At 67.9% G+C, this 23,483-nt stretch carries 17 protein-coding genes and 1 tRNA gene; 2 read left to right on the top strand and 16 right to left on the bottom strand.

Translation table 11 applies throughout. The features are described 5' to 3' along the window. Positions 1-18 precede the first annotated feature (18 nt). From ettA to lipQ, 7 genes are all read right to left on the bottom strand, one after another. On the bottom strand, positions 19-1,695 hold the full coding sequence (gene ettA / locus G6N47_RS16645; protein WP_083131509.1) for an energy-dependent translational throttle protein EttA: 1,677 nt from the start codon (positions 1,693-1,695) through the stop codon (positions 19-21). Positions 1,696-1,876: 181 nt separating this feature from the next. Then, on the bottom strand, positions 1,877-2,326 hold the full coding sequence (gene ssb, locus G6N47_RS16640; RefSeq protein WP_083131508.1) for a single-stranded DNA-binding protein: 450 nt from the start codon (positions 2,324-2,326) through the stop codon (positions 1,877-1,879). Between the two features lie 188 nt (positions 2,327-2,514). Beyond that, a complete protein-coding gene (locus G6N47_RS16635; RefSeq protein WP_083131507.1) occupies positions 2,515-4,494 on the bottom strand; it encodes a cytochrome c oxidase assembly protein in 1,980 nt (659 codons plus the stop codon). A gap of 19 nt (positions 4,495-4,513) precedes the next feature. After that, positions 4,514-6,853, bottom strand: a complete 2,340-nt coding sequence (locus G6N47_RS16630) for a glycerol-3-phosphate 1-O-acyltransferase (RefSeq protein WP_083131506.1) — start codon at positions 6,851-6,853, stop codon at positions 4,514-4,516. Continuing rightward, positions 6,850-8,448: an HAD-IB family hydrolase/lysophospholipid acyltransferase family protein gene (locus G6N47_RS16625; RefSeq protein ID WP_083131644.1), complete on the bottom strand. Its 1,599-nt coding sequence runs from the start codon at positions 8,446-8,448 to the stop codon at positions 6,850-6,852. The genes G6N47_RS16630 and G6N47_RS16625 overlap by 4 nt, the downstream gene beginning before the upstream one ends. After that, positions 8,445-9,971 carry a wax ester/triacylglycerol synthase family O-acyltransferase gene (locus G6N47_RS16620; RefSeq protein ID WP_083131505.1) on the bottom strand — a complete coding sequence of 509 codons (1,527 nt, stop codon included), beginning with the start codon at positions 9,969-9,971 and terminating at the stop codon, positions 8,445-8,447. The genes G6N47_RS16625 and G6N47_RS16620 overlap by 4 nt, the downstream gene beginning before the upstream one ends. 160 nt (positions 9,972-10,131) lie before the next feature. After that, complete coding sequence (gene lipQ, locus G6N47_RS16615; protein WP_083131504.1) at positions 10,132-11,391, bottom strand: esterase LipQ; 1,260 nt, start codon at positions 11,389-11,391, stop codon at positions 10,132-10,134. Between the two features lie 172 nt (positions 11,392-11,563). On the opposite strand from lipQ, the gene G6N47_RS16610 reads away from it, so the two are divergent. Next, a tRNA-Arg gene (locus G6N47_RS16610) sits at positions 11,564-11,637 on the top strand. Here G6N47_RS16610 and G6N47_RS16605 read toward each other — a convergent pair. Further along, positions 11,599-13,068, bottom strand: a complete 1,470-nt coding sequence (locus G6N47_RS16605) for a wax ester/triacylglycerol synthase family O-acyltransferase (RefSeq protein ID WP_083131643.1) — start codon at positions 13,066-13,068, stop codon at positions 11,599-11,601. The genes G6N47_RS16610 and G6N47_RS16605 overlap by 39 nt on opposite strands. 275 nt (positions 13,069-13,343) lie before the next feature. Here G6N47_RS16605 and G6N47_RS16600 point away from each other — a divergent pair, with 275 nt between their 5' ends. Then, on the top strand, positions 13,344-14,135 hold the full coding sequence (locus G6N47_RS16600) for an enoyl-CoA hydratase (protein ID WP_083131503.1): 792 nt from the start codon (positions 13,344-13,346) through the stop codon (positions 14,133-14,135). Here the strand turns inward: G6N47_RS16600 and G6N47_RS16595 are convergent. From G6N47_RS16595 to G6N47_RS16560, 8 genes are all read right to left on the bottom strand, one after another. After that, positions 14,106-15,242, bottom strand: coding sequence for a dihydrolipoamide acetyltransferase family protein (locus G6N47_RS16595; RefSeq protein ID WP_083131502.1), 1,137 nt, complete (start codon positions 15,240-15,242; stop codon positions 14,106-14,108). The two genes, G6N47_RS16600 and G6N47_RS16595, sit on opposite strands and share 30 nt — an antisense overlap. After that, the gene (gene bkdB, locus G6N47_RS16590; protein WP_083131501.1) at positions 15,239-16,270 is read right to left on the bottom strand and encodes a 3-methyl-2-oxobutanoate dehydrogenase subunit beta; all 1,032 of its coding nucleotides are present in this window, start codon (positions 16,268-16,270) and stop codon (positions 15,239-15,241) included. Before bkdB ends, G6N47_RS16595 begins: the two co-directional genes overlap by 4 nt. Further along, a complete protein-coding gene (pdhA, locus tag G6N47_RS16585) occupies positions 16,267-17,361 on the bottom strand; it encodes a pyruvate dehydrogenase (acetyl-transferring) E1 component subunit alpha (protein ID WP_083131500.1) in 1,095 nt (364 codons plus the stop codon). The genes bkdB and pdhA overlap by 4 nt, the downstream gene beginning before the upstream one ends. 66 nt (positions 17,362-17,427) lie before the next feature. Beyond that, positions 17,428-18,246, bottom strand: a complete 819-nt coding sequence (locus tag G6N47_RS16580; RefSeq protein ID WP_083131499.1) for an HpcH/HpaI aldolase/citrate lyase family protein — start codon at positions 18,244-18,246, stop codon at positions 17,428-17,430. After that, entirely contained in the window at positions 18,236-18,730 is a 495-nt protein-coding gene (locus G6N47_RS16575) for a MaoC family dehydratase (protein ID WP_083131498.1), read from the bottom strand. The genes G6N47_RS16580 and G6N47_RS16575 overlap by 11 nt, the downstream gene beginning before the upstream one ends. Continuing rightward, complete coding sequence (locus G6N47_RS16570; RefSeq protein WP_083131497.1) at positions 18,727-19,887, bottom strand: acyl-CoA dehydrogenase family protein; 1,161 nt, start codon at positions 19,885-19,887, stop codon at positions 18,727-18,729. The genes G6N47_RS16575 and G6N47_RS16570 overlap by 4 nt, the downstream gene beginning before the upstream one ends. 55 nt (positions 19,888-19,942) lie before the next feature. Continuing rightward, a complete protein-coding gene (locus G6N47_RS16565) occupies positions 19,943-21,922 on the bottom strand; it encodes an acetyl/propionyl/methylcrotonyl-CoA carboxylase subunit alpha (RefSeq protein ID WP_083131496.1) in 1,980 nt (659 codons plus the stop codon). A gap of 5 nt (positions 21,923-21,927) precedes the next feature. Then, positions 21,928-23,478 (bottom strand): carboxyl transferase domain-containing protein, encoded by a 1,551-nt coding sequence (locus G6N47_RS16560; RefSeq protein WP_083131495.1) that lies wholly within the window; start codon positions 23,476-23,478, stop codon positions 21,928-21,930. Positions 23,479-23,483: the final 5 nt, after the last annotated feature.

Raw genomic sequence — 23,483 nt, 5'->3', positions numbered from 1 at the left:
GCGCTGGTATCGCCGACCTTAGTCGCGGGTGAGCCTGCGGTGCGTCACTCGGTGCGGCCTGGCCGCCTCGACGCCGAGCCGTTCGACCTTGTTCTCCTCGTAGGCGCCGAAGTTGCCCTCGAACCAGAACCACTTGGCCTCGTTGTCGGCGTCGCCCTCCCACGCCAGGATGTGGGTGCAGGTCCGGTCCAAAAACCAGCGGTCGTGGGAGATCACCACTGCGCAGCCGGGAAACTTTTCCAGCGCGTTCTCCAACGAGCCCAGCGTTTCGACGTCCAGGTCGTTGGTCGGCTCGTCGAGCAGGATCAGGTTGCCGCCCTCCTTGAGGGTCAGCGCCAGGTTGAGCCGGTTGCGTTCGCCGCCGGAGAGCACGCCGGCCGGCTTCTGCTGGTCGGGGCCCTTGAATCCGAACGCCGAAACATAGGCGCGCGAAGGGATCTCGCTTTGGCCCACCTCGATGTGGTCCAGCCCGTCGGAGACGACTTCCCACACGGTTTTCTTGGGGTCGATCCCGGCCCGGGCCTGGTCGACGTAGCTGATCTTGACGGTCTCGCCCACCTTGACCGTGCCGCTGTCGGGTTGCTCGAGCCCGACGATGGTCTTGAACAGCGTGGTCTTACCGACGCCGTTGGGGCCGATGACGCCGACGATGCCGTTGCGGGGCAGCGTGAACGACAGGTCCTTGATCAGCGTGCGGCCCTCGAAGCCCTTGTCGAGATGGTCGACCTCGACTACGACGTTGCCCAGCCGCGGGCCCGGCGGTATCTGGATTTCCTCGAAGTCGAGCTTGCGGGTCTTTTCGGCCTCGGCGGCCATCTCTTCGTAGCGCTGCAGCCTGGCCTTGCTCTTGGCCTGCCGGGCCTTGGCGCCCGAACGCACCCAGGCCAGCTCGTCTTGCAGGCGTTTTTGCAGCTTGGCGTCTTTGCGGCCCTGCACCGCGAGCCGCTCGGCCTTCTTCTCCAGATACGTGGAGTAGTTGCCCTCGTAGGGGTAGGCGCGGCCACGGTCGAGTTCGAGGATCCATTCGGCGACGTTGTCCAGGAAGTAGCGGTCGTGGGTGACCGCCAGGATCGCGCCCTGGTAGGCGGCCAAGTGCTGTTCGAGCCACTGCACGCTTTCGGCGTCGAGGTGGTTGGTCGGCTCGTCGAGCAGCAACAGGTCGGGTTTGGAGAGCAGCAGCTTGCACAGCGCTACGCGGCGCCGCTCGCCACCGGACAGGTGCGTCACCGGCTCGTCGGGCGGCGGGCAGCGCAGCGCGTCCATCGCCTGCTCGAGTTGCGAATCGATGTCCCAGGCCCCGGCGTGGTCGAGCTCCTCCTGCAGCCGGCCCATCTCTTCCATCAGCTCGTCGGTGTAGTCGGTGGCCATCAGCTCGGCGACCTCGTTGAACCGGTCGAGTTTGACCTTGAGGTCGCCAAGCCCCTCTTCGACGTTGCCGCGGACCGTTTTGGTCTCGTCCAGGGGCGGCTCCTGCTGCAGGATGCCCACGGTGGCGCCGGTGGCCAGGAACGCATCGCCGTTGTTGGGCTTGTCCAGGCCGGCCATGATCCGCAAGACGCTCGACTTGCCCGCCCCGTTGGGGCCGACGACGCCGATCTTGGCTCCCGGCAGGAAGCTCAGCGTGACGTCGTCGAGGATGACCTTGTCGCCGTGCGCCTTGCGGACCTTCTTCATCGTGTAGATGAACTCAGCCATGCAGCAGTGTTACCTCTCTGGTTTGCGAGTCTGATGGCGGCGACCCGCCCGCCCGGCTTCGCCGCGCTTGCGATCGCCGCTAGGTTGCTCGCCGACCATCCTAGGCAGATGGTCCGGCTCCTTCTCGCGCTGCTGCGCAGCGCTCGTCGTCGCCGGACGGGCACCTGCCGCGGTGGCGCTCCTAGGCCGATAGCGGCAACCCGGTCTCGGGCTCGGGTTCGGCGTCGTCGGCCTCGGCTTCGGCTGCCGAGATAGTCGCGGTGTCCGTTTCGACTGCGACCGTCTTTTCGATGTGGGCGATGCAGCGAGACAGGTCGGGACCCACGGACGTCGCGCGCATCTCCAGAGTCGAGCGCCGGATGCCGTCGCGGTCCTCGTATTCGCTGGTGTGGACGTGTCCCACCACGATCACGGCCGAACCCTTCCGCAGCGACGCGCCCACGCCGGTGACCAGCCGGCCCCAGCAGTTGACGGTGACGAACAGCGAGTTACCGGGCTCCCAGGTGCCGTCGGCGCCGCGTCGGCGCGAGTTGCTGGCGACCCGGAACTTGATCACCTCCTGGTCGCCGACTTGGCGGCGCTGCAGATCGTTCACGATGTTGCCGACGACGGTCAGCGGGGTTTCGAACATTGCTCATTCCTTTCGGTTGGAGTTGCTGCCGCCATTGAGCCGCCGACCGCCGACAAGCAGGAACGAGTCGCGCCGCAACCGGGTGACCCTGTGCAGAATGTCGCGACTGTGCATAGCCATTGGCTCTGCGCTGACCAGGCAAGCTACTCGAACTTTTTCCTGGTACACGCAGAGTCAGCGCACAAAAGCTAGCGGTCGCGGCGGGCCAGCTCGGCCAGCATCGCGTTGTAGGCGGCCAGCTCTGCGTCGTCGTCGCGCTCGGCGGCGCGGTCCAGCCGCCGGGCAGTGCGCTGGTCGCTGCGAGTCCACTGCACCAGCAAGGCGATCATCACGATCACCAGCGGGAATTCACCTGCCGCCCAAGCGATTCCACCGCCGAGTCGCTGGTCGCCGAGCAGGTCGGCGTGCCAGCTCAGATGCAGCGACCGGTAGAAGCTCTCGCCGAGTACATCGCGGGTGCTCATCAGCACCACCCCGAAGAAGGCGTGCAACGGCAGCGACGCGAACACCACGGCCACCTTGGCCAGCGGCGGGATCGGCCGCGGCGTGGGGTCGACGCCGATCACCACCCAGTAGAACAGGTAGCCGCTGAGCAGAAAGTGCACGTTCATCAGCAGATGGCCGACGTGGCTGCCCGCCGCGGCGTCGAAGATGCCGCCCAGGTAGAGCCCGTAAAACCCGCCGACGAACAGCGCGGTGGCAATCACCGGGTTGGTGAGGAACCGGGAGAGCCGGCTGTGCAGCGCGGCCAGCAGCCATTCCCGCATGCCCGGCGGATCGCTGGGGGGCAGCGCCCGCAACGCCAGGCTGACCGGCGCCCCCAGCACCAGCAGCACCGGCACCAGCATCGACAACAGCATGTGGTCGGCCATGTGCATGCTGAACATCGCCGGCATGTAGCGGCCCACTCCCGACGATGTCGCGAACAGCAGCACGGCGCAGCCCAGCAGCCACGAGATCGTCCGGCCCCGCGGCCAGCTGTCGCCGCGGCGGCGAAGCCGGCGCACCCCTGCCAGATACAGCCCGGCGAGCACGATCGCCGCGGTGCCGAAGATCAGGTCGAAGCGCCAGTCGAAAAGCACCCGGGCCACCGTGGGCGGCCCGTCAAAGTCGTAGCCGATCGCGACCTCCGGTATCGAAGGGTTGAGGATCGGTGGCGGTGGCGGCGGGGTGCGGCCCAGCCCGACGCCGATACCGAAAGTCAGGCCGAACACCGCGGCCTCGATTGCCGCCAACCTGACCAGAGTAAAGCGCGCACTTGAATCTGCTTGCAGCGCAACGACTCCCGCGCGGCGCTGGCGCCAGCCGACGGCGCCGAGCAGACACAGTGCGACGACCTTGGCGATCACCAGCCGGCCGTAGCCGGTGCTCAGCAGGTCCGCCGGAACAACGCGGACCAGGGCGTTGACGACTCCGCTGAGCGCCATCGCGGCAAAGCACCACAACGCCAGCGTCGAGAACCGCCGCGCCGCCAGGTCGGTGTGCTCGCCGCCGCGAATCGCGTGGACCAGCAGGACCAGCAGACCGCCGGCCCACAGGCCGGCGGCGACCAGGTGGATCAGCAGGCTGTTGGTGGCCAGGTCATGTGACCCGCCGGCCGACGAGTGCCCGGTCAGCCCGAGCGGCACCAAGGTGACCAGCGACCCGGCGAGCAGCACCGGCGTGGGCGACCAGCGCAGCACCGGCAGACTGGCCAGCATCACCGCGGCGGCCAAAAACGCGGTCCACCGCCATGCCGTGGCGACGTTGATCAGGCTGGCCAGCGACCAGAGGTTCACCGGGTTGAGGTGGGCGCTCAGCGGCTGGCCCGACACGTCGGAAATGGTCAGCGGGACCAGCAGCGCCGCGCACACCGCCCACGCCCCGGCGGCGACCGTGCCCAGCCGCAGTGCGCGATAGCCGTCGGCGTCCAGCACTCCGCTGTCCTGCGGCGGCACCAGAAATGCGGCGAACAGGAACGACCCCACGGCCAGCACCGCGGCGATTTCCCCGGCCGCCCGCACGAACGGCAGCCCAAGGGTGGTCACCGGGCCCGGATCGGGCAGCCCGGTGGCGCTCAGCGCGTCGGCCAGCGACAACGCCGCGATCCCAGCGGTGGTGCAGCCCGCCAGCGCGGCCACGCCGACCAGCAGCGGCCACACCACCGCACGCCGCCGGACTTCCGTCATACCTACAGCGTATGGCCGGTTACCGCGCCGCCCGTCGCGCCGCGACCTCCCGGGCAATGAACTGTTTGCGCGCGACCTGCGCGACGTGGTCGAAATCCCGCAGAATGCTGCGCAGTTCACTACGGAAGGCGGTTCGCCGCTCGGCCAGGTCCGGGGCGGGCTCCAGCAAATGCTGGTCGGCGACCACTTGGCGTGCCGTCGCGAACAGCAGCGTGGACACCGGCTCGCTGCTGCTCACCCGGCCCTGCGCGACGTACTGCCGACCGACGCCGAGCGCCAACTGGGTCAGTTCCTTTTCGCCGATGTCGGCCGGGGCGTCGCGCAGCACGTCGGCGACGATCTCGTAGGCCTCGAAGAACACCCGCAGCATCGCATCCGACATCAGCGGACGTTTGGCGTACAGGATCGCGTCGATTTCGTCGCCGCCCGCGCCGACGTGGGCTTCCCAATCGGCGTGCCAGGCCATCTCTTCGGCGAGGTTGGCCCGGAACGACGCCGAATCGGCGAAGTAGAAGTCGAATTTCAGAAGGTCGCGAAGCCGCATGGCCTGCGACCAGAAGGCTTCCACTCGATCGCCCTCGGCGCGTCGGGCATATGCCAGCGCCAGCTCGACGATCGAGGTTTCCAGAAACGCGTGGATCACCGAGTTGCGGTAGAACGCCGCAGCGTGCTCGTCCTCGGGCGCGATGCGCCACACCGGTTCTCGCCCGCCGTCGACCCGGGTGACCGGATGGCCGTTGGACAGCGCGTCCACCGCAGCGCGGACGCCCTCGGGTGTGCGCAGCCGCAACGCACTGGTGGTCACCGGGGTTTGCTTGCGTTCCAGGTAGTCCAGCGAATCCTGCAATGTGTGGTGCAGCTGGCCCAGGGTCAACGCCACTCCGTGCGTGGTCAGCAACAGCGCCGACACCAGACCCGTGGCGTTCACCGGCGTGGCCCGCAGAATGCGCCACGCAACCTCGAACGACATCTTTTGCAGCGCAAGACGTTTGGCGGCCGGATCGGTGGCTGTCGGGCCGCCCGCCGGACCAAGGTACTGCCGCATCGAGACTGCCTCGGGGAAGCGGACGTAAATCTTGCCGTAGCTGCGCTCGCCTTGGGCCTTGATGAAGTTGTACAGCCAGCCGACGCCCTCGGCCTTCTTCTCCGCGCCCCGCGCATAGGCCGCGTATTCGGCCGTCTCGTGCAGCTGGTCGAAGCTGATCGAAACACCTTGCAGCAGAATGTCATCGCTGCGGCCGTCCAGGTAGGCGTCGGCCACATAGCTCATCAGGCCCAGCTTGGGCGGCAACATCTTGCCGGTGCGGGAGCGGGTGCCCTCGATGGACCAGCTCAAGTTGAACCGCTTCTCGACGACATAGCCCACGTACTCCTTGAGCACGTATTTGTAGAGTGGGTTGTCGCCGATGTTGCGTCGAATGAAGATGACGCCGGAGCGGCGCAGCAGCGGACCCATCACTCCGAACGCCAGGTTGATGCCGGCGAACACATGCACCGGCGGCAGCCGGTTCTCCTGCATGGCGACCGGCATGACCGCACCGTCGATGTAGGACCGGTGCGAAAAGAGCAGCACTGCCGGATGAGTCTCGAGCGCTGCGCGCATCGCCGCCACTTGGTATTCGTCGTAGTCGATTTCGGGGTCGAAGCCCCGGCTGAGCAACCGGCCCAGCACCGACACCAGGTCCACCGACACTCGGCTCCAGCCGGTGGCCAGCTCGTCGAGCATCTTGCCGGCTTCCTCGAGGGAGGCCCCCGGGATCTTCTCCAGGCCGGCGCGGAATCGCGCGGAGGCCAAGATCTCCGGCTTCACCAGCCGCGGGGACTTGTATTGCGGGCCCAGGATCCGGTATTCGGCGCGTTCCAGCGCCAAGATGGCCCTGCGTGTGACGAAATGCGCGAAGTCCCTGGGGTTTTCGCCAACAGTGAGGTCGCGCCACTGCTGCCGTAGCTCGGAGACCTTCGCCGGCTCCCCGGCCACCACTCGGGCCCGGGACGGCTCGGAGCGCACCACGTGGCGCTGCTGACGCTCGTTGGGGTGGTAGGGGTCGCGTCCCGGCAGCAGCGCCACCACTCTGCTCAGCGCGGACGCGCCGGCACGCGGCAGCCAGAACACCCGCACCGGCACGATCGAGCGGTCCTCGTCGGCCTCCAACTGCACGACGAGTTGTGCCAGCGCGGCCGGCTCGGCATTACGCGGCGGCAACTGCAGTATGTCGATCTTGGTGTCCGGGTATCTCTTTCGTTGCTGCTCCAGCCACTCCGAGACCAGCTCCGCCTCGACCGGAGAAGAAATAGACGCCAGCACCAGCGTGTCGTCGGTGGTGGTGAATGTGCCGATCTCGGCGCCCGGCTTCCTCACGATCGGCCCTTCGGCCTGGGTTGCGTCTTGGCGGCCTTTTTCGCCGGCGCCTTGGCGGCCTTCTTGGTGGCGCGTTTACGCGGCGGCGCTTTGGTCACCCGGGTATACAGGGCGGCATCGGGCAGCTGGTCGACCGGCCAGTCGGCCAACGTGTCCAAATACAGTTGGCGCACTTCGGCAATCCGGTCCGGCAACGTGTCGACAGTCCAGTTGCTGACGGAAATCGGCGGGAACACAGCGACATCCACCGTGCCCGGATTCATCGTGGTGGAGTTTCGCGCGGCGACGATCTCCGCGTTGCGGATTACGATCGGCACGATCGGAATTCCGGCGGCCATCGCGATGCGGAACGGCCCCTTCTTGAAGGGCCCGACGGTGGTGGTGTCCACCCGGGTGCCCTCGGGGGCGATCACGATCGACAGTCCCCTTTTCGCGCGCTCTTCGACCTCGTGCAGCGACTCCACCGCGGCCGTCGGATCGTCGCGGTCGATGAAGACGGTGTCCAGCAGCTTGCCGAGCGTGCCCATGATCGGGTCGCTCGCCAATTCCTTCTTGCCTACGCCAATCCAGTTGTCGCGCACCAGTGCGGCGGTGATCACCGGGTCGGCCTGGTTGCGGTGATTGAAGATGAACACGGCCGGGCGTTGCGCGGTCAGATTCTCCGTGCCGATCACGTTGAGGTGCACGCCGCTGGCGGCGAGCAGGAGCTGCGACCAGGTGGAGGTGAAGAAGTTCACGCCCCGGCGACGACTTCGGGTCAGCAGGCCGATCCCCAGCGCACCGGCGGCGACCGGAACCATCGAGCCGATACCGGCCAAAGTCCGTAATTGTCCGGTGATTCCGACGCTGCCGCGGCTGGTGAAACGCAGAATCGGCCAGCCACGACGGCGGGCGACCGCAGCCATCTTGCCTTCGGGGTTGGTCGGGCGGGGGTTGCCGACCAGGTACATCAACGCGACGTCCTCGTCGCCGTCGGCGTAGAAGTAGCTGTCCTTCAAGTCGATACCGTGCTCGGCGGCGAACTGCTGCACGGCCGCCGCCTTGCCCGGCCCCCACAGGATCGGCTTGACCACCTTGCCGGTGAGGATCCCGTTCTCGTCGGTTTCGAACTTGTTGGTCAGCGTGTTGGGGATGCCGAGGAAGCGCGCCACGGGCTCGACCTGCAGCGTCAGCGCGGACGAGCTGAGCACTACGGTGTGGCCGCGAGCAAGGTGGGCGCGCACCAACTCCCGCATTTCCGGGTAGATCCGGCTCTCGATTTTCTGCGCGAACAACCGCTCGCCGATTTCCTCCATATCCGATAGCGGACGACCGCGCAGCGCCGACGACGCCTTGAGGATGAGCTCCTCGAATTCGATACGTCCGAGTTGATGATTCAGGCCGGCCTGGATCATGCCGATCAGCTCACCGACGCCCATCTCGCGACGCCGGAAGCGTTCCTGGGTGAGGATGACGCCGGTGAAACCCGCGACCAGAGTTCCGTCCAGGTCGAAGAACGCCCCGATCTTGGGGCCGGGCGGGCTGGCCATGATCTCGGCAACCGATCCGGGCAGCCGAAGGTCGCGCGGCTGCTTGCGTTCTTCCGTGGCGGTCATTCGGCGCCGCTCCTCCGCATCGCTTCGCTCTGCATCGTCGCCGGCGCGCATGAGCCGGACACCGATCGGGTCGACGTGTTCGGCGCCTCGGCGTCGAACGACGCGGGCACCGGGTGCGGCGCGGGTTCGCCGGCCAGCGCGAGGATCTCGTCGAAACCCTCCAGCAGGCATCGGGCCCACAAATCCTCATGGCGCACCGCGGCCCGGTCGTAGCGGGTAGTGATGGTGCAGTACCCGCCGCGAGAGATCAGCACCGCCATCATCGCTACGCCCGGCAATGGTCCAATTCCATACTGCCGCAAGACTTTTGCCCCGGCGAGGTAGGTATCGCCCGGATAGACCGGCACATTGCTGGCCTGCACGTCCGATGCCACCACCGAGCCGGTCATCGACTCGAGCAACGGTGCCGGCAACACGCTGAGCACCGGTGCGATCGAACCGATGACGTCCATCGCCGGTTCGTCGCGGCGCTGCGTCATCTGGGCGCGGATTTTGCGCATCCGGGCCACCGGATCGGCGGTGCCCACCGGCGCGGCCAGGTTGACGCCGGTGAACCGGTTACCGCCGGCCGGATCGGATTCGGCCCGCAGGTTCACCGGCACCGCCATCGGCAGCGTCGCAATCGGCACGCCGAGCGCTTCGTGGTAGCGGCCCAGCGCACCACACAGCCCGGCCAAATAGGCGTCGTTGATCGACCCACCGCCGGCCTTGGCGGCCCGGTGCAGGTCGGACAGCGGGATGTCGATGGCCTCGGTGCGGGTGGCCAGGCTGCGCCGGCGCAGCAGCGGCGACGGCTCGGCGGCCCGGCTCACCACCCGCACGCTGGAGCGGGCATAGCTCAGCGCGCCGGCCACCGTGGACGCAGGCCGCAGCACCGCCCGGCCCACCATGGACGCCGCGCCCCACAGCGCGCCCCGAACCCCGTCGACCACGGCCTCGGGCAGGTGGTTGAGACCCTCGCGCATCAGGTCGGTGGGGGACAAATCCTGTGGAATGGGTTGCGGCGGTGGCGGTCCGGGCGGCGGATCACGCTCCAGGTCGTAGATGTGGGCGAACATCTCCACGCTGCCAACACCATCGGTGACGGCGTGGCTCAGGTGCAACAGCGTCGCGGCCCTGCCGTCGGCCAGGCCGTCGATCAAGGTGGCCGTCCACAACGGCCGGGCGATGTCCAGGGGCGACTGCAGCATCACCTCGGCCAGGTCGAATACCTGGCGCAGCGTGCCGGGTTCGGCGACGCGCAGCCGTCGCACATGAAAGTCCAGGTTGAAGTCGGGATCCACCACCCAGCGCGGCGCGGCGGTCGGCAGCGTCGGCACGACCACCTTCTGGCGCAGCCGCAACACCCGCCGCGACGCGTGTTCGAAACGGGTCCGGAACCGCTCCCAGTCCGGCGTGGTGTCGAGGATTTCCAGGGCCATGATGCCCGAGCGGGTCCGCGGGTTGGCTTCCCCACGGTGCAGCAGATAGTCGACCGCGCCGAGCGCGGTGGGCAACCCCGCCGCGTCGACGGACTCAGCCACCGGCTCGTCCCCGTTCTGGCATCGCCGCTCCAGCCTCTCGTTTCGCCACGCCTACCTAAACGCTAGTCCGGTTGTCGTGATGACGGTAGCGATTGCGCGGATACGCAATATGACAACAAAAGTCGTACGAAATACTTTGCCCGCGGAGCGAATTGGAATTTCAGCTCGCGGATGTGGCGTGTTTGCGCGCCGCGCTTCTGCGGGAGCGCAGATAACGTCCATGCACAACACCCAGAAAATCGGCGACGGCGTCGGCCGTCAGGCGTGAGCGGACGGTCCCGACGATATCGAATGCGTGGTGGGCGTTGGGTAGCTCCGCATAGCACACGGTGGCGGCACCGGCCTCGCGCAGTGCAGAACAAAACGTTTGCGCCTGCGCCCGGGGAATCAACGAATCGTTGGCGCCGTGTAGCACGAAAAATGGCGGGGCGGCGCTGTGCGCGTGGGATATCGGCGACGCGAATTCGAACAACCCGGGATCGTCGGTGTAGCGCTTTTGCATCACGAAGTGCTCCAAAAACGGCAGCATCAGTTCGTGCATTTTCTCGGGATCGGTGAAGTCGTAAACCCCGTAGTAGGGCGCGGCCGCCTGGACCGTGGTGTCGGCGTCCTCGAAGCCGGGCTGAAGCCGCGGGTCGTTGGCGGTGAGCGCCGCCAACGAGGCCAGATGCGCGCCGGCCGAACCTCCGGTGACCGCGACGAAATGCGGGTCGCCGCCGTAGTCGGCGATGTTCTCGCGCACCCACGCGATGGCCCGCTTGACATCGACGATGTGTGCCGGCCACGCCTTGCCGGGGCTCTTGCTGTAGTCGATCGACACGCAGATCCAGCCGAGCTCGACCATCCGGCCCATCAGCGGATATGCCTGTCCCCGTTTGCCGTTGACGGTCCACGCGCCGCCCGGGATTTGCAGCAGCACCGGCGCCCGGCAGCCGTCGGGCAAGTCCGGACGGCGCCAGATGTCGAGCAGGTTGTCCCGCCCCGCCGGCCCGTAGGCGATGTCCGAGGTCTGTGATGCGTAACGACGACGATGGCCCGCCGCGTGTAATAGTCCTCCGCGGCGCGCACACTCGAGCTGATCGGTAACCGGATGCGACACCCGGGCGCGGTAGTGGGGGCCGAAGGATTCCTCGAGCGCCGCGGACAGGATGCGGTCCGCGCGTTGCGCCGCCCACGTGGTGGCGACTCGGCCGACCGACAGCGGAGTCACCCCTGACAGGGCGTGGCCGGTCAGTACCTGCGGCGAGAACTCGGCGGACAGCCATCCCGCGAACCAGGCGACGGCGAACGGCGAACCCTGCAGCAGCAGGGCGGCGGCGCGATAGGTGTCGACCGCTTCGGCCGCCAGCTGCGCGCCGTGACGCAGTGCCAGGGCGCCAGCCCGTGAGCACCTTGTGGTCACGTTCATAGCCATGCTCATGGCAACGCCACTCCTTGACGTCGGCCCATACGTCGCCCGGTCAGCGTACGTGTGTCGCGCGTCACAGGTTAGCGAATCACCAATTCCGCCAAGGGGATTTCGATCGGCGTTGCGCGTCGGGACTTGGCGTGTCGCGGCGTTGGATACACTGACCTGCGCGTAAGTCTTTCCGGCCCCCGTAGCTCAGCTGGACAGAGCGCATGACTTCTAATCTTGTGGTCGCAGGTTCGAGTCCTGCCGGGGGCACCTCGTCAGGGGTGGCCGAACGCTGCCGGCCCGGCGGGGCGCCGGTTGACCCGCCAGCGTGAGTATCTCGTCGAAACCCTCACGCAGGCACCGGGCAAACAATTCCTCTTCCCGGATGGCGGCTCTGTCGTAGTTGACCGTGACGGTGCACCACTCGCCGGCAGACAACAGCACCACGACCATTCCGACGCCGGGCACCGACGCGAGACCATGCTGCCGTAGCACTTTCGCCCCCGCGAGGTAGATATCGCCGCGGTACGACGGCACATTGCTGGCCACCACATCGACGAATCCCCCGCTGCTCATCGCGCTCAGCAGGGCCGCCGGCAAAACGCTCACCAGGCGTGCAATCGAGTGGCTGACGTCCCGCGCGGGCTCGTTTCGGCGCTGTGTCATCTGTACACGGATCTTGCCCATGCGAGTGACGGGATCTTCCTCACCGACCGGGGCTGCCAGCATGACGCTGGTGACCTGGTTGGCGGCGGTGAGGTCCGCTTCACCGCGCACGTTCACCGGCACCGCCATCGGCAGCGCGTCGATCGGCGCGCCGAGCGCCCGGTGGTAGCGCCCCAGCGCGCCGCACAGGGCGGCCAGATAGGCGTCGTTCAAAGAACCGCCGCCGGCTTTGGCGGCGCTGTGCAGGGTGGAGAGACGGATGTCGAGCGCTTCGCTGCGGCGTACCGAGCCGCGCTGGCGCAGCAACGGTGACGGCTCGACGGGCCGGCTCATCACTCGCGCCGCCGACCGGGCGTAGCCCACGCCGCCCACCAGCGCCGACACCGGATTGCGCATCAACCGGCCAACCGCGCGCAATGCGCCCCACAGTGCGTGCCGGACTCCCTCGACGAGGGCTCGGGGCAGGCGTCTGATGCCCTCCCACATCAGGTCGTCGGGGGACAGATTCTGCGGAATCGGTACCGGAGGTGGCGGCTCGGCGGGCGGATCGCGCTCCAGAGTGGGGATCTGCGCGAACATCTCGAGGGCGCCGATCCCGTCAGTGAGCGCATGGCCGATGCGGAAAAGCAGCGCAGACGTACCGTCGGCAAGGCCCTCCACCAACGTGGCGATCCATAGCGGTCGCGACGTGTCCATCGGTGACCGCAGCAGCTCGTCGGCCAGGTCGAAGACTTCCCGCGGAGTGCCAGGCTTGGGCACACGCATCCGACGCACGTGAAAGTTCACGTCGAAGTCCGGATCCACCACCCAGCGCGGTGCGGTCGTCGGGAGGGTGGGCACCACGACCTTCTGCCGCAGCCGCGGCACCCGACGGGAGGCATCTTCGAAATGGGCGCGAAACCGGTTCCAGTCCGGCGCCGCGTCGAGGAAAACGACTCCCATGCTGCCCAACCGCGCATGGCTATGGGCTTCGCGCCGATGCATCAAATAGTCGGCGGGTCCCAGCTCGCTGGGCATTTCGGCGGCGTCAACCATCGCTCCTGTTCCGCCTTTCAACAGCGTCAGGCCGCTGCCAAGCTCAAGCTAGACCGGCCGAAGCGTGGGCGGAGCTAATTGTGCGGATTCGCTGGATCGTCGGACAGCACGTCACCAGTTCACGAATTACATTGGAAATGTGTCGAATAGAGGCCGCAGTCCGCGGTTTCGTTGACCGGCGACGCTTGCATGGCAACGAAGCATGCTCGTCGACGGCACGCTGGGTGCGGGGCGCCGATGGGTGTCCCACTACTCTGAGCTCGCGGAGGTGGCACATGACCCAGCCCGATCTGGTTCTCTACCGCGTCGACAACCGCGTCGCGCTGATCACCGTCAACGATCCGGAACGGCGTAACGCCGTCACCGCCGCGATGTCGGCCCAGTTGCGGGCCGCGGTCGAGCGGGCCGAGGCAGATTCGGACGTGCACGCCGTCGTGGTCACCGGGGCCGGCAAGGCGTTCTGCGCGGGTGCCGACCTCAGCGCCCTGGGCGAAGCCACCGAGGAAGGGCTGCTGGCCCTCTACGACGGGTTCATGGCCGTCGGCAAGTGCACGCTGCCGACGATCGCGGCGGTCAACGGCGCGGCGGTCGGCGCCGGGCTGAACCTGGCGCTGGCCGCCGATGTGCGCATCGCCGGACCGGCCGCGTTGTTCGACGCCCGCTTCCAGAAGCTCGGCCTGCACCCCGGCGGCGGTGCGACGTGGATGCTGCAGCGCGCCGTGGGTCCGCAAGTCGCCCGCGCCGCCTTGCTGTTCGGCATGCGCTTCGACGCGGAATCCGCTGTGCGCCACGGCCTTGCGCTGTCCGTTGCCGACGACCCGGTGGCCGCTGCCCTGGAACTGGCGGCCGGGCCCGCTGCGGCGCCGCGGGAGGTTGTGCTGGCGACCAAGGCCACCATGCGCGCCACCGCCAGCCCCGGATCGCTCGACGACGAGCAGCACGAGCTGGCCAAGGACACCGAGCTGGGCCCGCAGGCCGCGTCGATCCGCTCACCAGAGTTCGCGGCCCGGTTGGCCGCGGCCCCGGGGCAACACGCTTTAGAGGTCCAGCAGCGCCGTCTCCGGTGACTCGAGGAGGCCCCGCAGCTCGCCCAGGAACGCGGCGACCTGCGCGCCGTCGGCAACACGGTGGTCGAATGCGCAGGTCAAGGTCATCTGGGGACGCACGACGACTTGGTCGTCGAGGGCCATCGGCCGCGGCTTGAGCGAGCCCATCCCCAGGATGGCCGCCTCCGGATAGTTGATCACCGGCACGCCCTCGTCGAGTCCGAGCGCACCGAAGTTAGAGACGGTGAACGTGGAGCCTGTCAGCTGTGCGGGCTTCAGCGTGCCGGCGCGCGCCTGTTCGGTCAGCCGGGCCACCGCGTCGGCGAGCTGCCTGGTGGTCATCTGGTGCGCGTCGGCGACGACGGGCACCAGCAGACCCCGGGGTGCGGCGACCGCGAAACCCAGATGCACGGCACGGTGGGTGTGCACCTGCGGCCCGTCGGGGCCGTCGACCCAGGTGGAGTTGAGGATCGTGTGGTGTTGAAGCGCGAGGGCCACGAACCGCAGGGTGAGCGCGAATGGCGTCACCTGCAGCCGATCGTGCAGCCGCAACAGATTGGTGCAGTCCACCTGCACGCTGGCATGGGCGTCGGGAATCTGGCTGTGGGCCAACGTCATTCGTCGAGCCATCTCCGCCTGCACGCCCCGCACCGGCAGCACGTCGTAGGAGACGTCCGCGTGCTCGGCAGCCGCCAGCACCGCTTCGCGACTGATCAGGCCGTCCGGACCGGGTGGCACGTCGGTCAGGTCGACACCCAATTCGGCGGCCAGTTTGCGTACCGACGGCTTGGCTTTCGGGCGGCGGCTGGCGTCGAGTGTGTCGTCGGCGCCGTATCCCACGAGGACCGGTGTGCGCGTGGGCGATTCGCCGTTTGACGGGGCGCCAGACGCGGTGTCGATACGCACCAGCAGCGCGCCGACCGGCAGGACATCGCCTTCGGCGCCATGTATTTCGACGATCCGCCCCGCATACGGGCTCGGGATTTCGACTTCTGCCTTGGCAGTCTCCACTGAGCACAGCGGCTGGTTGATTTCGACGTCGTCACCGACGGCGACGTTCCAGTTCGACAGCGTCACTTCCTCGAGCCCTTCGCCAAGATCGGGTACGACGAACGGCTTGACGCTCACGGCAGCTCCAGGGCGCGCTCGACGCAGTCCATCAGCCGGTCGGGCCCGGGCAGCCACAGCTTTTCGAGCCGCGCCGGCGGGTAGGGGGTGTCAAACCCGCACGCGCGCAACACCGGGGCCTCCAATTCGTAAAACATCTCCTCTTGGATGCGGGCGGCCAGCCCGGCGCCGTAGCCGAGGCTTCGCGGCCCTTCGTGCAGCACGACGCAGCGTCCGGTGCGGCGGATCGACGCGGCCACGGTGTCGAAGTCCAGCGGCACCAGCGACCGCAGGTCGACCACTTCCAGACTCCAACCCCGTTGGGCAGCAGCGGTTTCCGCGGTAGCCAACGCGGTGGTCACCAGGCCGCCGTAGGTCAGCACGGTGACGTCGGCGCCGTCCCGGCGCACCACCGCCTGCCCGATCGGTGGCCCGGGCCGCTGGGTGTCGACGATTTCGCGGCCCCAGTAGCGCCGCTTGGGCTCCAAGAACATCACGGGATCCGGGCAGTTGATGGCATGGCGCAAAAGCCAATACGCGTCCGACGGCGACGATGGGACCACGACCTTCAGACCGGCGGTGTGCGCCCAGTACGACTCGGTGGATTCCGAATGGTGTTCGACCGCACCGATACCGCCGAAGGACGGGATCCGCACGGTGACCGGCATGCCGATTTCGCCGCGGGTGCGGGTACGGTACTTGGCCAGATGGCTGACTATTTGGTCGAACGCCGGATAGGCGAACCCGTCGAACTGGATTTCCGGCACGGGCACAAAGCCGCGCAACGCGAGGCCCACCGCAATGCCGATCACCGCGGACTCCGCCAGCGGTGTGTCAAAGCAGCGATCGGAACCGAACGTCTCGGCCAACCCCTCGGTGACCCGGAACACCCCGCCCTGGGCGGCGACGTCCTCGCCGAACACCAGCACCCGGTCGTCGGCGGCCATCGCGTCGTGCAGCGCGCGGTTGAGCGCGGCCACCATGGTCAGCGTCTTCTCGGCACCTGGCAATGTCGCGGCGCGAGTGGGGGGTTCGACGATCTGCGTCATCGCGGCTCCTCCCCCAGTTCCACCCGCAGATCTCGGCGCTGCGCCTCCAATGCGGGCGTCATCTCCGCGTAGACAGTGGTGAACACCTCGTCGATGTCGACGTCAGGCGCACCGAACAGCATGTCGCGCAACTCGGTACACAGCCGCTGGGACCGGGCGGCAACACGGCCCGCCAGCCGCTCCGACCACAGCCCCCGGCCCTCAAGATAGGCCCGGTAGCGCGGAATCGGGTCGAGCGCCAGCCAGTGCTCGAGTTCGTCGCGGCTGCGGTAGCGGGTCGGGTCGTCGGAGGTGGTGTGCGGGCCAAGTCGGTAGGTGACGGCCTCGATCAGCGTCGGCCCGCCGCCGGCCCTGGCCCGCGCCGCCGCCTCGGCCATCACCGCGTAGCAGGCGAGCACGTCGTTGCCGTCCACCCGGATACCGGGCATCCCGTAGCCGATCGCCTTGTGCGCGATCGACGGCGCTGCGGTCTGCCGGCACAGCGGCACCGAGATCGCCCACTGGTTGTTCTGCACGTAGAACACGCACGGTGCTCCGAAAACGGCCGCCACGTTCAGCGCCTCGTGCACGTCGCCTTCGCTGGTGGCGCCGTCGCCCAGGAAGGCGACCGTTATGGAATCCTCGCCGAGGCGCTGCGCGGCCATCGCCGCCCCGACGGCGTGTAAGGCGTGCGTGCCGACCGGAATCGAGATCGGAGCGCAACATTTCTTGGTGAATTCCAAGCCGCCGTGCCAGGTTCCGCGCCACATGGCGCCGACGTGGCTGGGCGCAATACCCCGCACCAAAAACACGCCCAATTCGCGATATTGCGGAAACAGCCAGTCGGCCTTGCGCAGACAGGCCGCCGCGCCGACCTGCGCCGCCTCCTGGCCGCGGCACGGCGCGAACAGCGCCAATTCGCCCTGGCGCTGCAGGTTGACCAGTTCGGTGTCCACATCGCGGGTGACGACCATCATCTCGTAGAGCCAGCACAGTGCTTCGTCCGGAAGCTCCCGGCTGTAACGGTCTTCGGCGGTCGGCGTCCCGTCCGGTGCGACCAGTTGCACCGGCTCGAGGTCGACCGTCGTCGGCGTCTGCGCAAGCTCGGTCACACCGCCTCCTTCCCGCGGTCACGCGGGTGCGCGGCGGGCCAGAGCAAACCCGGACAACCGGGACTGCTACGAGCCTGAGTCAGTCGCCAGTTGCACGATTCGCTCGGCTCGCCGCAACACTGGCGCATCTACCATTATGCCTTCAAATGCGAAGACACCGCGTTCATCGGCGGCCGCGGCGAGCACGTGTCGCGCCCACTGCACCTGCTCGGGTGTTGGGGCATAACCGGCCCGGATCACCGGCACCTGGCTGGGATGGATAGCAACCTTCGCGTCGAAGCCGACCGCGACCGCGTCGTCGACCTCGGCGCGCAGCCCGTCGAGATCCTTGATGTCGAGGTAGACCGAGTCCAGCGCCAGGCGGCCGTAGGCTTTGGCCGCCAGCAGCGACTGCGAGCGCACATGCCGGGCCACCTCCCGGTAGGTGCCGTCCGGGTAGCGGTTGGCCGTACCACCGAGCACGGCGAACAGATCCTCTGCGCCCCACATCACCGCGATGGCGTTGTCGGCGCGGACGTTGTCGGTGACGGTCAGCGCGCCCAACGGTGACTCGACGAGAACGATGACGTCCCGCGGCGCCAACGCGGTGACCTGTTCGGGCGCTTCGCATTTGGGCAGCATCACGGTGTCGTAACGCGTGTTGGACAGGGCTTCCAGGTCGTGTGCCTGATCGTCGGTGCCGGACGGATTGACCCGCACGACGGTACGGGCCGGGTCGAGCGGAACGTCGACGAGGGCCTTGCGCGCCGCCGGCCGATCCGCGGCAGCGCATCCGTCCTCGAGGTCGAGGATCACGACATCGGCTGCGGCCGCTGCCTTTTCGAAGCGCTCCGGGCGATCCGCCGGGCAGAACAGCCACGCCGGGCCCGGATTGTCAAGCGTCATCGGCCGGCCTCATGCGCACCAGGGTTTTGCGGGTCGCGGTGGCGACGACGTCGCCGTGCTGGTTGCGTCCGGTGTGGGCGAACGTGAGGATGCCCTCCCCGGGGCGGCTCTTGGATTCACGTTTGTCGGTGATCTCGGTTTCGGCGTACAGCGTGTCGCCGTGGAAAAGGGGCTTGGGGAAGGCGATTTCGGAGAATCCGAGGTTGGCGACGATGGTGCCCTGGGTCAGCTGCGCGACCGACAATCCCACTAATGTCGAGAGGGTGAACATCGAGTTGACCAGCCGCTGGTGAAACGGCGGCAGCGCGTCGGAGAACGCGGCATCCAGGTGCAGCGCTTGAGTGTTCATCGTCAACGTCGTGAACAACACGTTGTCGGCCTCGGTGATCGTGCGGCCGGGCCGGTGCAGATAGCGCACCCCGATCTCGAATTCCTCGAACCACAGCCCGCGCTGGACGACGGCGCGCTGCTCGGGACTCGTCACAGCCCCACCTCCCTGGCGATCAACATCAACTGCACTTCGCTGGTCCCTTCACCGATTTCCAGGATCTTGCTGTCGCGGTAGTGCCGGGCGACCGGGAACTCGTTGATAAACCCGTAGCCGCCGTGGATCTGGGTGGCGTCGCGGGCGTTGTCCATCGCCGCCTCGCTGGCGACCAGCTTGGCGATCGCCGCCTGCTTTTTGAACGGCTTACCGGCCAGCATCAGTGCCGCGGCGTCGTAGTAGGCGGTGCGAGCGGTGTGCGCGCGGGCCTCCATCCGGGCAATGGTGAACTCGATGGCCTGATACCGGCCGATCGGCCGACCGAAAGCCTCACGCTCACGGGCGTACTTGACGCTCTCGTCGACGCAGCCCTGTGCGGCGCCGGTGGACAGCGCGGCGATCGCGATCCGGCCCTCGTCGAGAATGCGAAGGAAGTTGGCGTAGCCGCGGCCGCGTTCGCCGAGCAGGTTCTCCTGCGGCACCCGCACGTCTTGAAACGTCAGCGGATGGGTGTCGGACGCCTTCCAGCCCACTTTGTCGTAGGCCGGTTCGACGGTGAAACCCGGTGTGGGCACCGGTATCAGGATCGACGAGATCTCCTTGCGGCCGCCCTGTTCGCCGGTGACGGCGGTGACGGTGACCAGCTTGGTGATGTCGGTGCCGGAGTTGGTGATGAACTGTTTGGATCCGTTGATCACCCACTCGCCGTTGTCGAGGCGTGCGGTGGTCTTGGTGGCGCCGGCGTCGCTACCGCCGCCGGGCTCGGTCAGCCCGAACGCGCCGAGCGCGCGGCCACTGGCCAACTGCGGCAACCACTCTCGCTTCTGCGCCTCGGTGCCGAAGCGGTACACCGGCATGGCGCCCAGCGACACCCCGGCCTCCAAAGTGATGGCCACACTTTGGTCCACCTTGCCCAGTTCCTCGAGCGCCAGGCACAGCGCGAAGTAGTCACCGCCCATGCCGCCCCACTCCTCCGGGAACGGCAGCCCGAACAACCCCATCTCGGCCATCCCGGCCACCACTTCGTAGGGGAAGGAATGCTCGGCGTCGTGGCGCGCCGCGACCGGCGCGACGACGCTCTGCGCGAAGTCGCGGACCGTCTTGGCCAACTGCTGATACTCGTCGGGAAGCATCCCGGTCGCAATGAACTGTGTCATTGACGCCGCTCCTCCTCATCGCTTCGCTCTGCATCGTCGCCAGCGTGTGGCATGCTCAGCCTTTCGTGTTCGCCTTGATCCGGGCCAGCGGCTGGCCCACCTTGACCTGATCGCCGACCGCGACGAGAAGCTCCACCACACCGTCGACAGGCGCCGCCAGCGCGTGCTCCATCTTCATCGCCTCGACGGTGACCACCATCGCCCCGGTCTGCACGTCGACGCCGTCGTCGACCCCTACTGCGACGACCGATCCCGGCATCGGGCTGGTCAATTCGGCGTCGCCGCTGTGCGCGTCGTCGGGGCGCACCGGCGCTTCCCGCACCTCCTCGAGCACGGCGGTGGTCCCGGCACCGTGCAGCCAGATCTGGTGCTCCGCCGCCGCGACGGCGTACTCCGTTCGCACGCCGTCGAGTGTCAGCACCAGCCGCCCGTCCGCCAGATATGCTTGCAGCGAATGGTTTTCGCCGTCTTCGATGCGGCCCGTCGCGTCGGCGGGGGTGCCGGTGATGTGCACGTGGTCGGTGCGCTCGCCGGCCCGCAGCCGCACACTGACGGGCGCGGCGGCGCCGACGCGCCAGCCGGAGGGCACCTGCCACAGGTCGGCGCCGGGCACCGGCCACAGCCCCAGCCAGCGGTAGGCCGCCGCGGCGATGAAGTGTTGGTCCGACGCCGGCGCCGCGACGAAATCGCCGGCTCGCCGGTCCAGCAGTCCGGTGTCCAGCCGCCCCGCGACGACGTCGGGGTCGGCGAGCAGGAACCGGGCGAACTCCACATTGGTGACCACCCCGAGCACCGCGGTGTCGGCCAGCGCTCGGTCCAGCGCTCTCAGCGCGGCGGGCCGGTCGGCGGCGTGGGCGATCACCTTGGCCAGCATCGGATCGTACTGGCTGCCGACCACCATCCCGGCCGACAGGCCGGAATCAACCCGCACCCCAGGGTCTTTCGGCTCCACCAGCGTCAGCACGTCGCCACCGGTCGGCAGGAATCCGCGGGCCGGGTCCTCGGCGTAGATCCGGGCTTCGATCGCGTGACCGTGCAGGGTGATGTCGGATTGGGTCGCGGTGAGCTTCTCCCCCGCGGCGATGCGCACCTGCCACTCGACCAGGTCCCAGCCGGTGACCATCTCGGTGACCGGGTGCTCGACCTGCAGCCGGGTGTTCATCTCCATGAAGAAGAACTCCTCCGGCTTGTCGGCGGAGACGATGAATTCGACCGTGCCGGCTCCGGTGTAGTCCACACTGCGCGCGGTGTCACAGGCGGCGGCGCCGATCCGGGCCCGTGTCGCCGCGTCCAGCAGCGGCGACGGCGCCTCCTCGATGACCTTCTGGTGCCGCCGTTGCAGGCTGCACTCCCGTTCGCCGAGATGCACCACGTTGCCGTAGGTATCGGCCAGTACTTGGACCTCGATGTGCCTGGGCCGCAGCACAAATCGCTCCAGGAACAACGTGTCGTCACCGAAGGCGGCGGCTGATTCGCGGCGAGCGCCGCTCAGTGCGGCGGGCAGGTCCGCGGCCCGTTCCACCAGCCGCATGCCCTTGCCGCCGCCACCGGCCGACGGCTTGACGAGCACCGGGTAGCCGATCTCCTCGGCGGCGGCGATCAGTTCGGCGTCGGTCAGGCCCGGCCGGGCGATGCCGGGCACCACCGGCACGCCGAACTCCGACACCGTGGCCTTGGCGGCGATCTTGTCGCCCATCGTCTGGATGGCATTGGTGGGCGGGCCGATGAAGGTCAACCCGGCCGCACTCAGCGCCGCCGCGAAATCCGCGTTCTCCGAGAGGAAGCCGTATCCCGGGTGCACCGCCTGCGCGCCGGTGCGCACGGCGGCGTCGAGGACCGCGGCGATGTTGAGGTAGCTGTCGCGAGCCGGTGCGGGACCGAGGCGCGCGGCGACGTCCGCCTCCGCGACGTGACGCGCGTTGACGTCGGCGTCGCTGTAGACGGCCACCGACCGGATGCCCATCGCCTTCAACGTGCGGATCACCCGGACGGCGATCTCTCCGCGGTTGGCGACCAGAACTGTATCGAAACCCATCACACTCACATCCGGAACACGCCGTAGGAGACCGGCTCGACTGGCGCATTGGCGACTACTGAAAGTGCAAGCCCCACAACTGTTCTGGTGTCAGCAGGGTCGATCACCCCGTCGTCCCACAGCCGCGCCGTCGAGTAGTACGGGTTGCCCTGGTGTTCGTACTGCGCGCGGATGGGCGCCTTGAATGCCTCTTCCTCCTCGGCCGTCATCTCGCCACGGACTGTTGCCAGCACCGATGCGGCCTGCTCGCCGCCCATCACCGAGATTCGCGCGTTCGGCCACATCCACAGGAACCGCGGCGAATACGCCCGCCCGCACATGGAATAGTTACCCGCCCCGTAGGAGCCGCCGATCACCACTGTCAGCTTGGGCACCCGCGCGCAGGCCACCGCGGTGACCATCTTGGCGCCGTGTTTGGCGATGCCGCCGGCCTCGTAGTCGCGGCCCACCATGAACCCGGAGATGTTCTGCAAGAACAGCAGCGGCACCATGCGCTTATCGCAGAGTTCGATGAAATGAGCGCCCTTCAAAGCAGATTCACCGAACAAGACGCCGTTGTTGGCGACGATCCCGACGGGATGGCCGTGGATGCGGGCGAATCCGGTGACCAACGTGGTGCCGTATTCCGCTTTGAACTCACCGAATTCGCCGCCGTCGACGATGCGGGTGATCACCTGGTGTACGTCGTAGGGAATCCGGGGGTCGACGGGCACTACGTCATAGAGCTCGGTCTGCTCGGCGATCGGGTCGACGGTCGGCAGCACGTCCCAGGCGCGCGGCCCCCGCGGTCCCAAGGTGGCAACGATGCGCCGAATGATGTTGAGTGCGTCGCGGTCGTCGTGCGCGAGATGGTCTGTGACGCCAGAGGTCTTGGAATGCAGGTCGCCGCCGCCGAGCTCTTCGGCGGTGACGACTTCTCCGGTGGCGGCCTTCACCAGCGGCGGTCCGCCGAGGAAGATCGTGCCCTGGTTTCGCACGATCACGGCCTCGTCGCTCATCGCGGGAACGTAAGCCCCACCGGCCGTGCAGGATCCGAGCACTGCGGCGATCTGAGGGATGCCTTCGGCGGACAGGTTGGCCTGGTTGTAGAAGATTCGGCCGAAATGTTCGCGGTCGGGAAACACCTCGTCCTGTCGCGGCAGGAACGCGCCGCCGGAGTCGACCAAATAGATGCAGGGCAGCCGGTTCTGCCCGGCGATCTCCTGGGCCCGCAGGTGCTTTTTGACGGTGATCGGATAGTAGGTCCCGCCTTTGACCGTCGCGTCGTTGGCGACGATCATGCACTCGCGGCCCGAGACCCTGCCGATCCCCGTGATGATGCCCGCGCCGGGACACTCGTCGTCGTACATGCCGTTGGCGGCTAGAGGCGCTACTTCCAGCAGTGGGCTGCCGGGATCGAGTAGACCGTCGACCCGGTCGCGCGGCAGCAGCTTGCCGCGGCCCACGTGTCGCTCGCGCGCGCTTTCCGGTCCACCGAGCGCGGCCACGGCCAGCTTCTCGCGCAGCTGGGCCACCAGCGCCTGGTGCGCCTCGCGATTCACGACTGCAGTGGTCATCCGCT

It is taken from the genome of Mycobacterium branderi (genome assembly GCF_010728725.1).
GTDB classification, from domain to species: Bacteria; Actinomycetota; Actinomycetes; order Mycobacteriales; family Mycobacteriaceae; genus Mycobacterium; species Mycobacterium branderi.
Note: the sequence above shows the minus strand (reverse complement) of the source record. Positions and strands in the feature narration are given on the sequence as shown.

Bases quoted from the DNA above. Each gene is read 5' to 3' on its own strand.
- ettA (WP_083131509.1), bottom strand. From the start codon at position 1,695: ATGGCTGAGTTCATCTACACGATGAAGAAGGTCCGCAAGGCGCACGGC.
- G6N47_RS16605 (WP_083131643.1), bottom strand. From the start codon at position 13,068: ATGGTTGACGCCGCCGAAATGCCCAGCGAGCTGGGACCCGCCGACTAT.
- G6N47_RS16560 (WP_083131495.1), bottom strand. From the start codon at position 23,478: ATGACCACTGCAGTCGTGAATCGCGAGGCGCACCAGGCGCTGGTGGCC.
- lipQ (WP_083131504.1), bottom strand. From the start codon at position 11,391: ATGAGCATGGCTATGAACGTGACCACAAGGTGCTCACGGGCTGGCGCC.
- ssb (WP_083131508.1), bottom strand. From the start codon at position 2,326: ATGTTCGAAACCCCGCTGACCGTCGTCGGCAACATCGTGAACGATCTG.
- bkdB (WP_083131501.1), bottom strand. From the start codon at position 16,270: ATGACGCAGATCGTCGAACCCCCCACTCGCGCCGCGACATTGCCAGGT.
- G6N47_RS16600 (WP_083131503.1), top strand. From the start codon at position 13,344: ATGACCCAGCCCGATCTGGTTCTCTACCGCGTCGACAACCGCGTCGCG.
- G6N47_RS16565 (WP_083131496.1), bottom strand. From the start codon at position 21,922: ATGGGTTTCGATACAGTTCTGGTCGCCAACCGCGGAGAGATCGCCGTC.
- G6N47_RS16635 (WP_083131507.1), bottom strand. From the start codon at position 4,494: ATGACGGAAGTCCGGCGGCGTGCGGTGGTGTGGCCGCTGCTGGTCGGC.
- G6N47_RS16570 (WP_083131497.1), bottom strand. From the start codon at position 19,887: ATGACACAGTTCATTGCGACCGGGATGCTTCCCGACGAGTATCAGCAG.
- G6N47_RS16625 (WP_083131644.1), bottom strand. From the start codon at position 8,448: ATGACCGCCACGGAAGAACGCAAGCAGCCGCGCGACCTTCGGCTGCCC.
- G6N47_RS16580 (WP_083131499.1), bottom strand. From the start codon at position 18,246: ATGACGCTTGACAATCCGGGCCCGGCGTGGCTGTTCTGCCCGGCGGAT.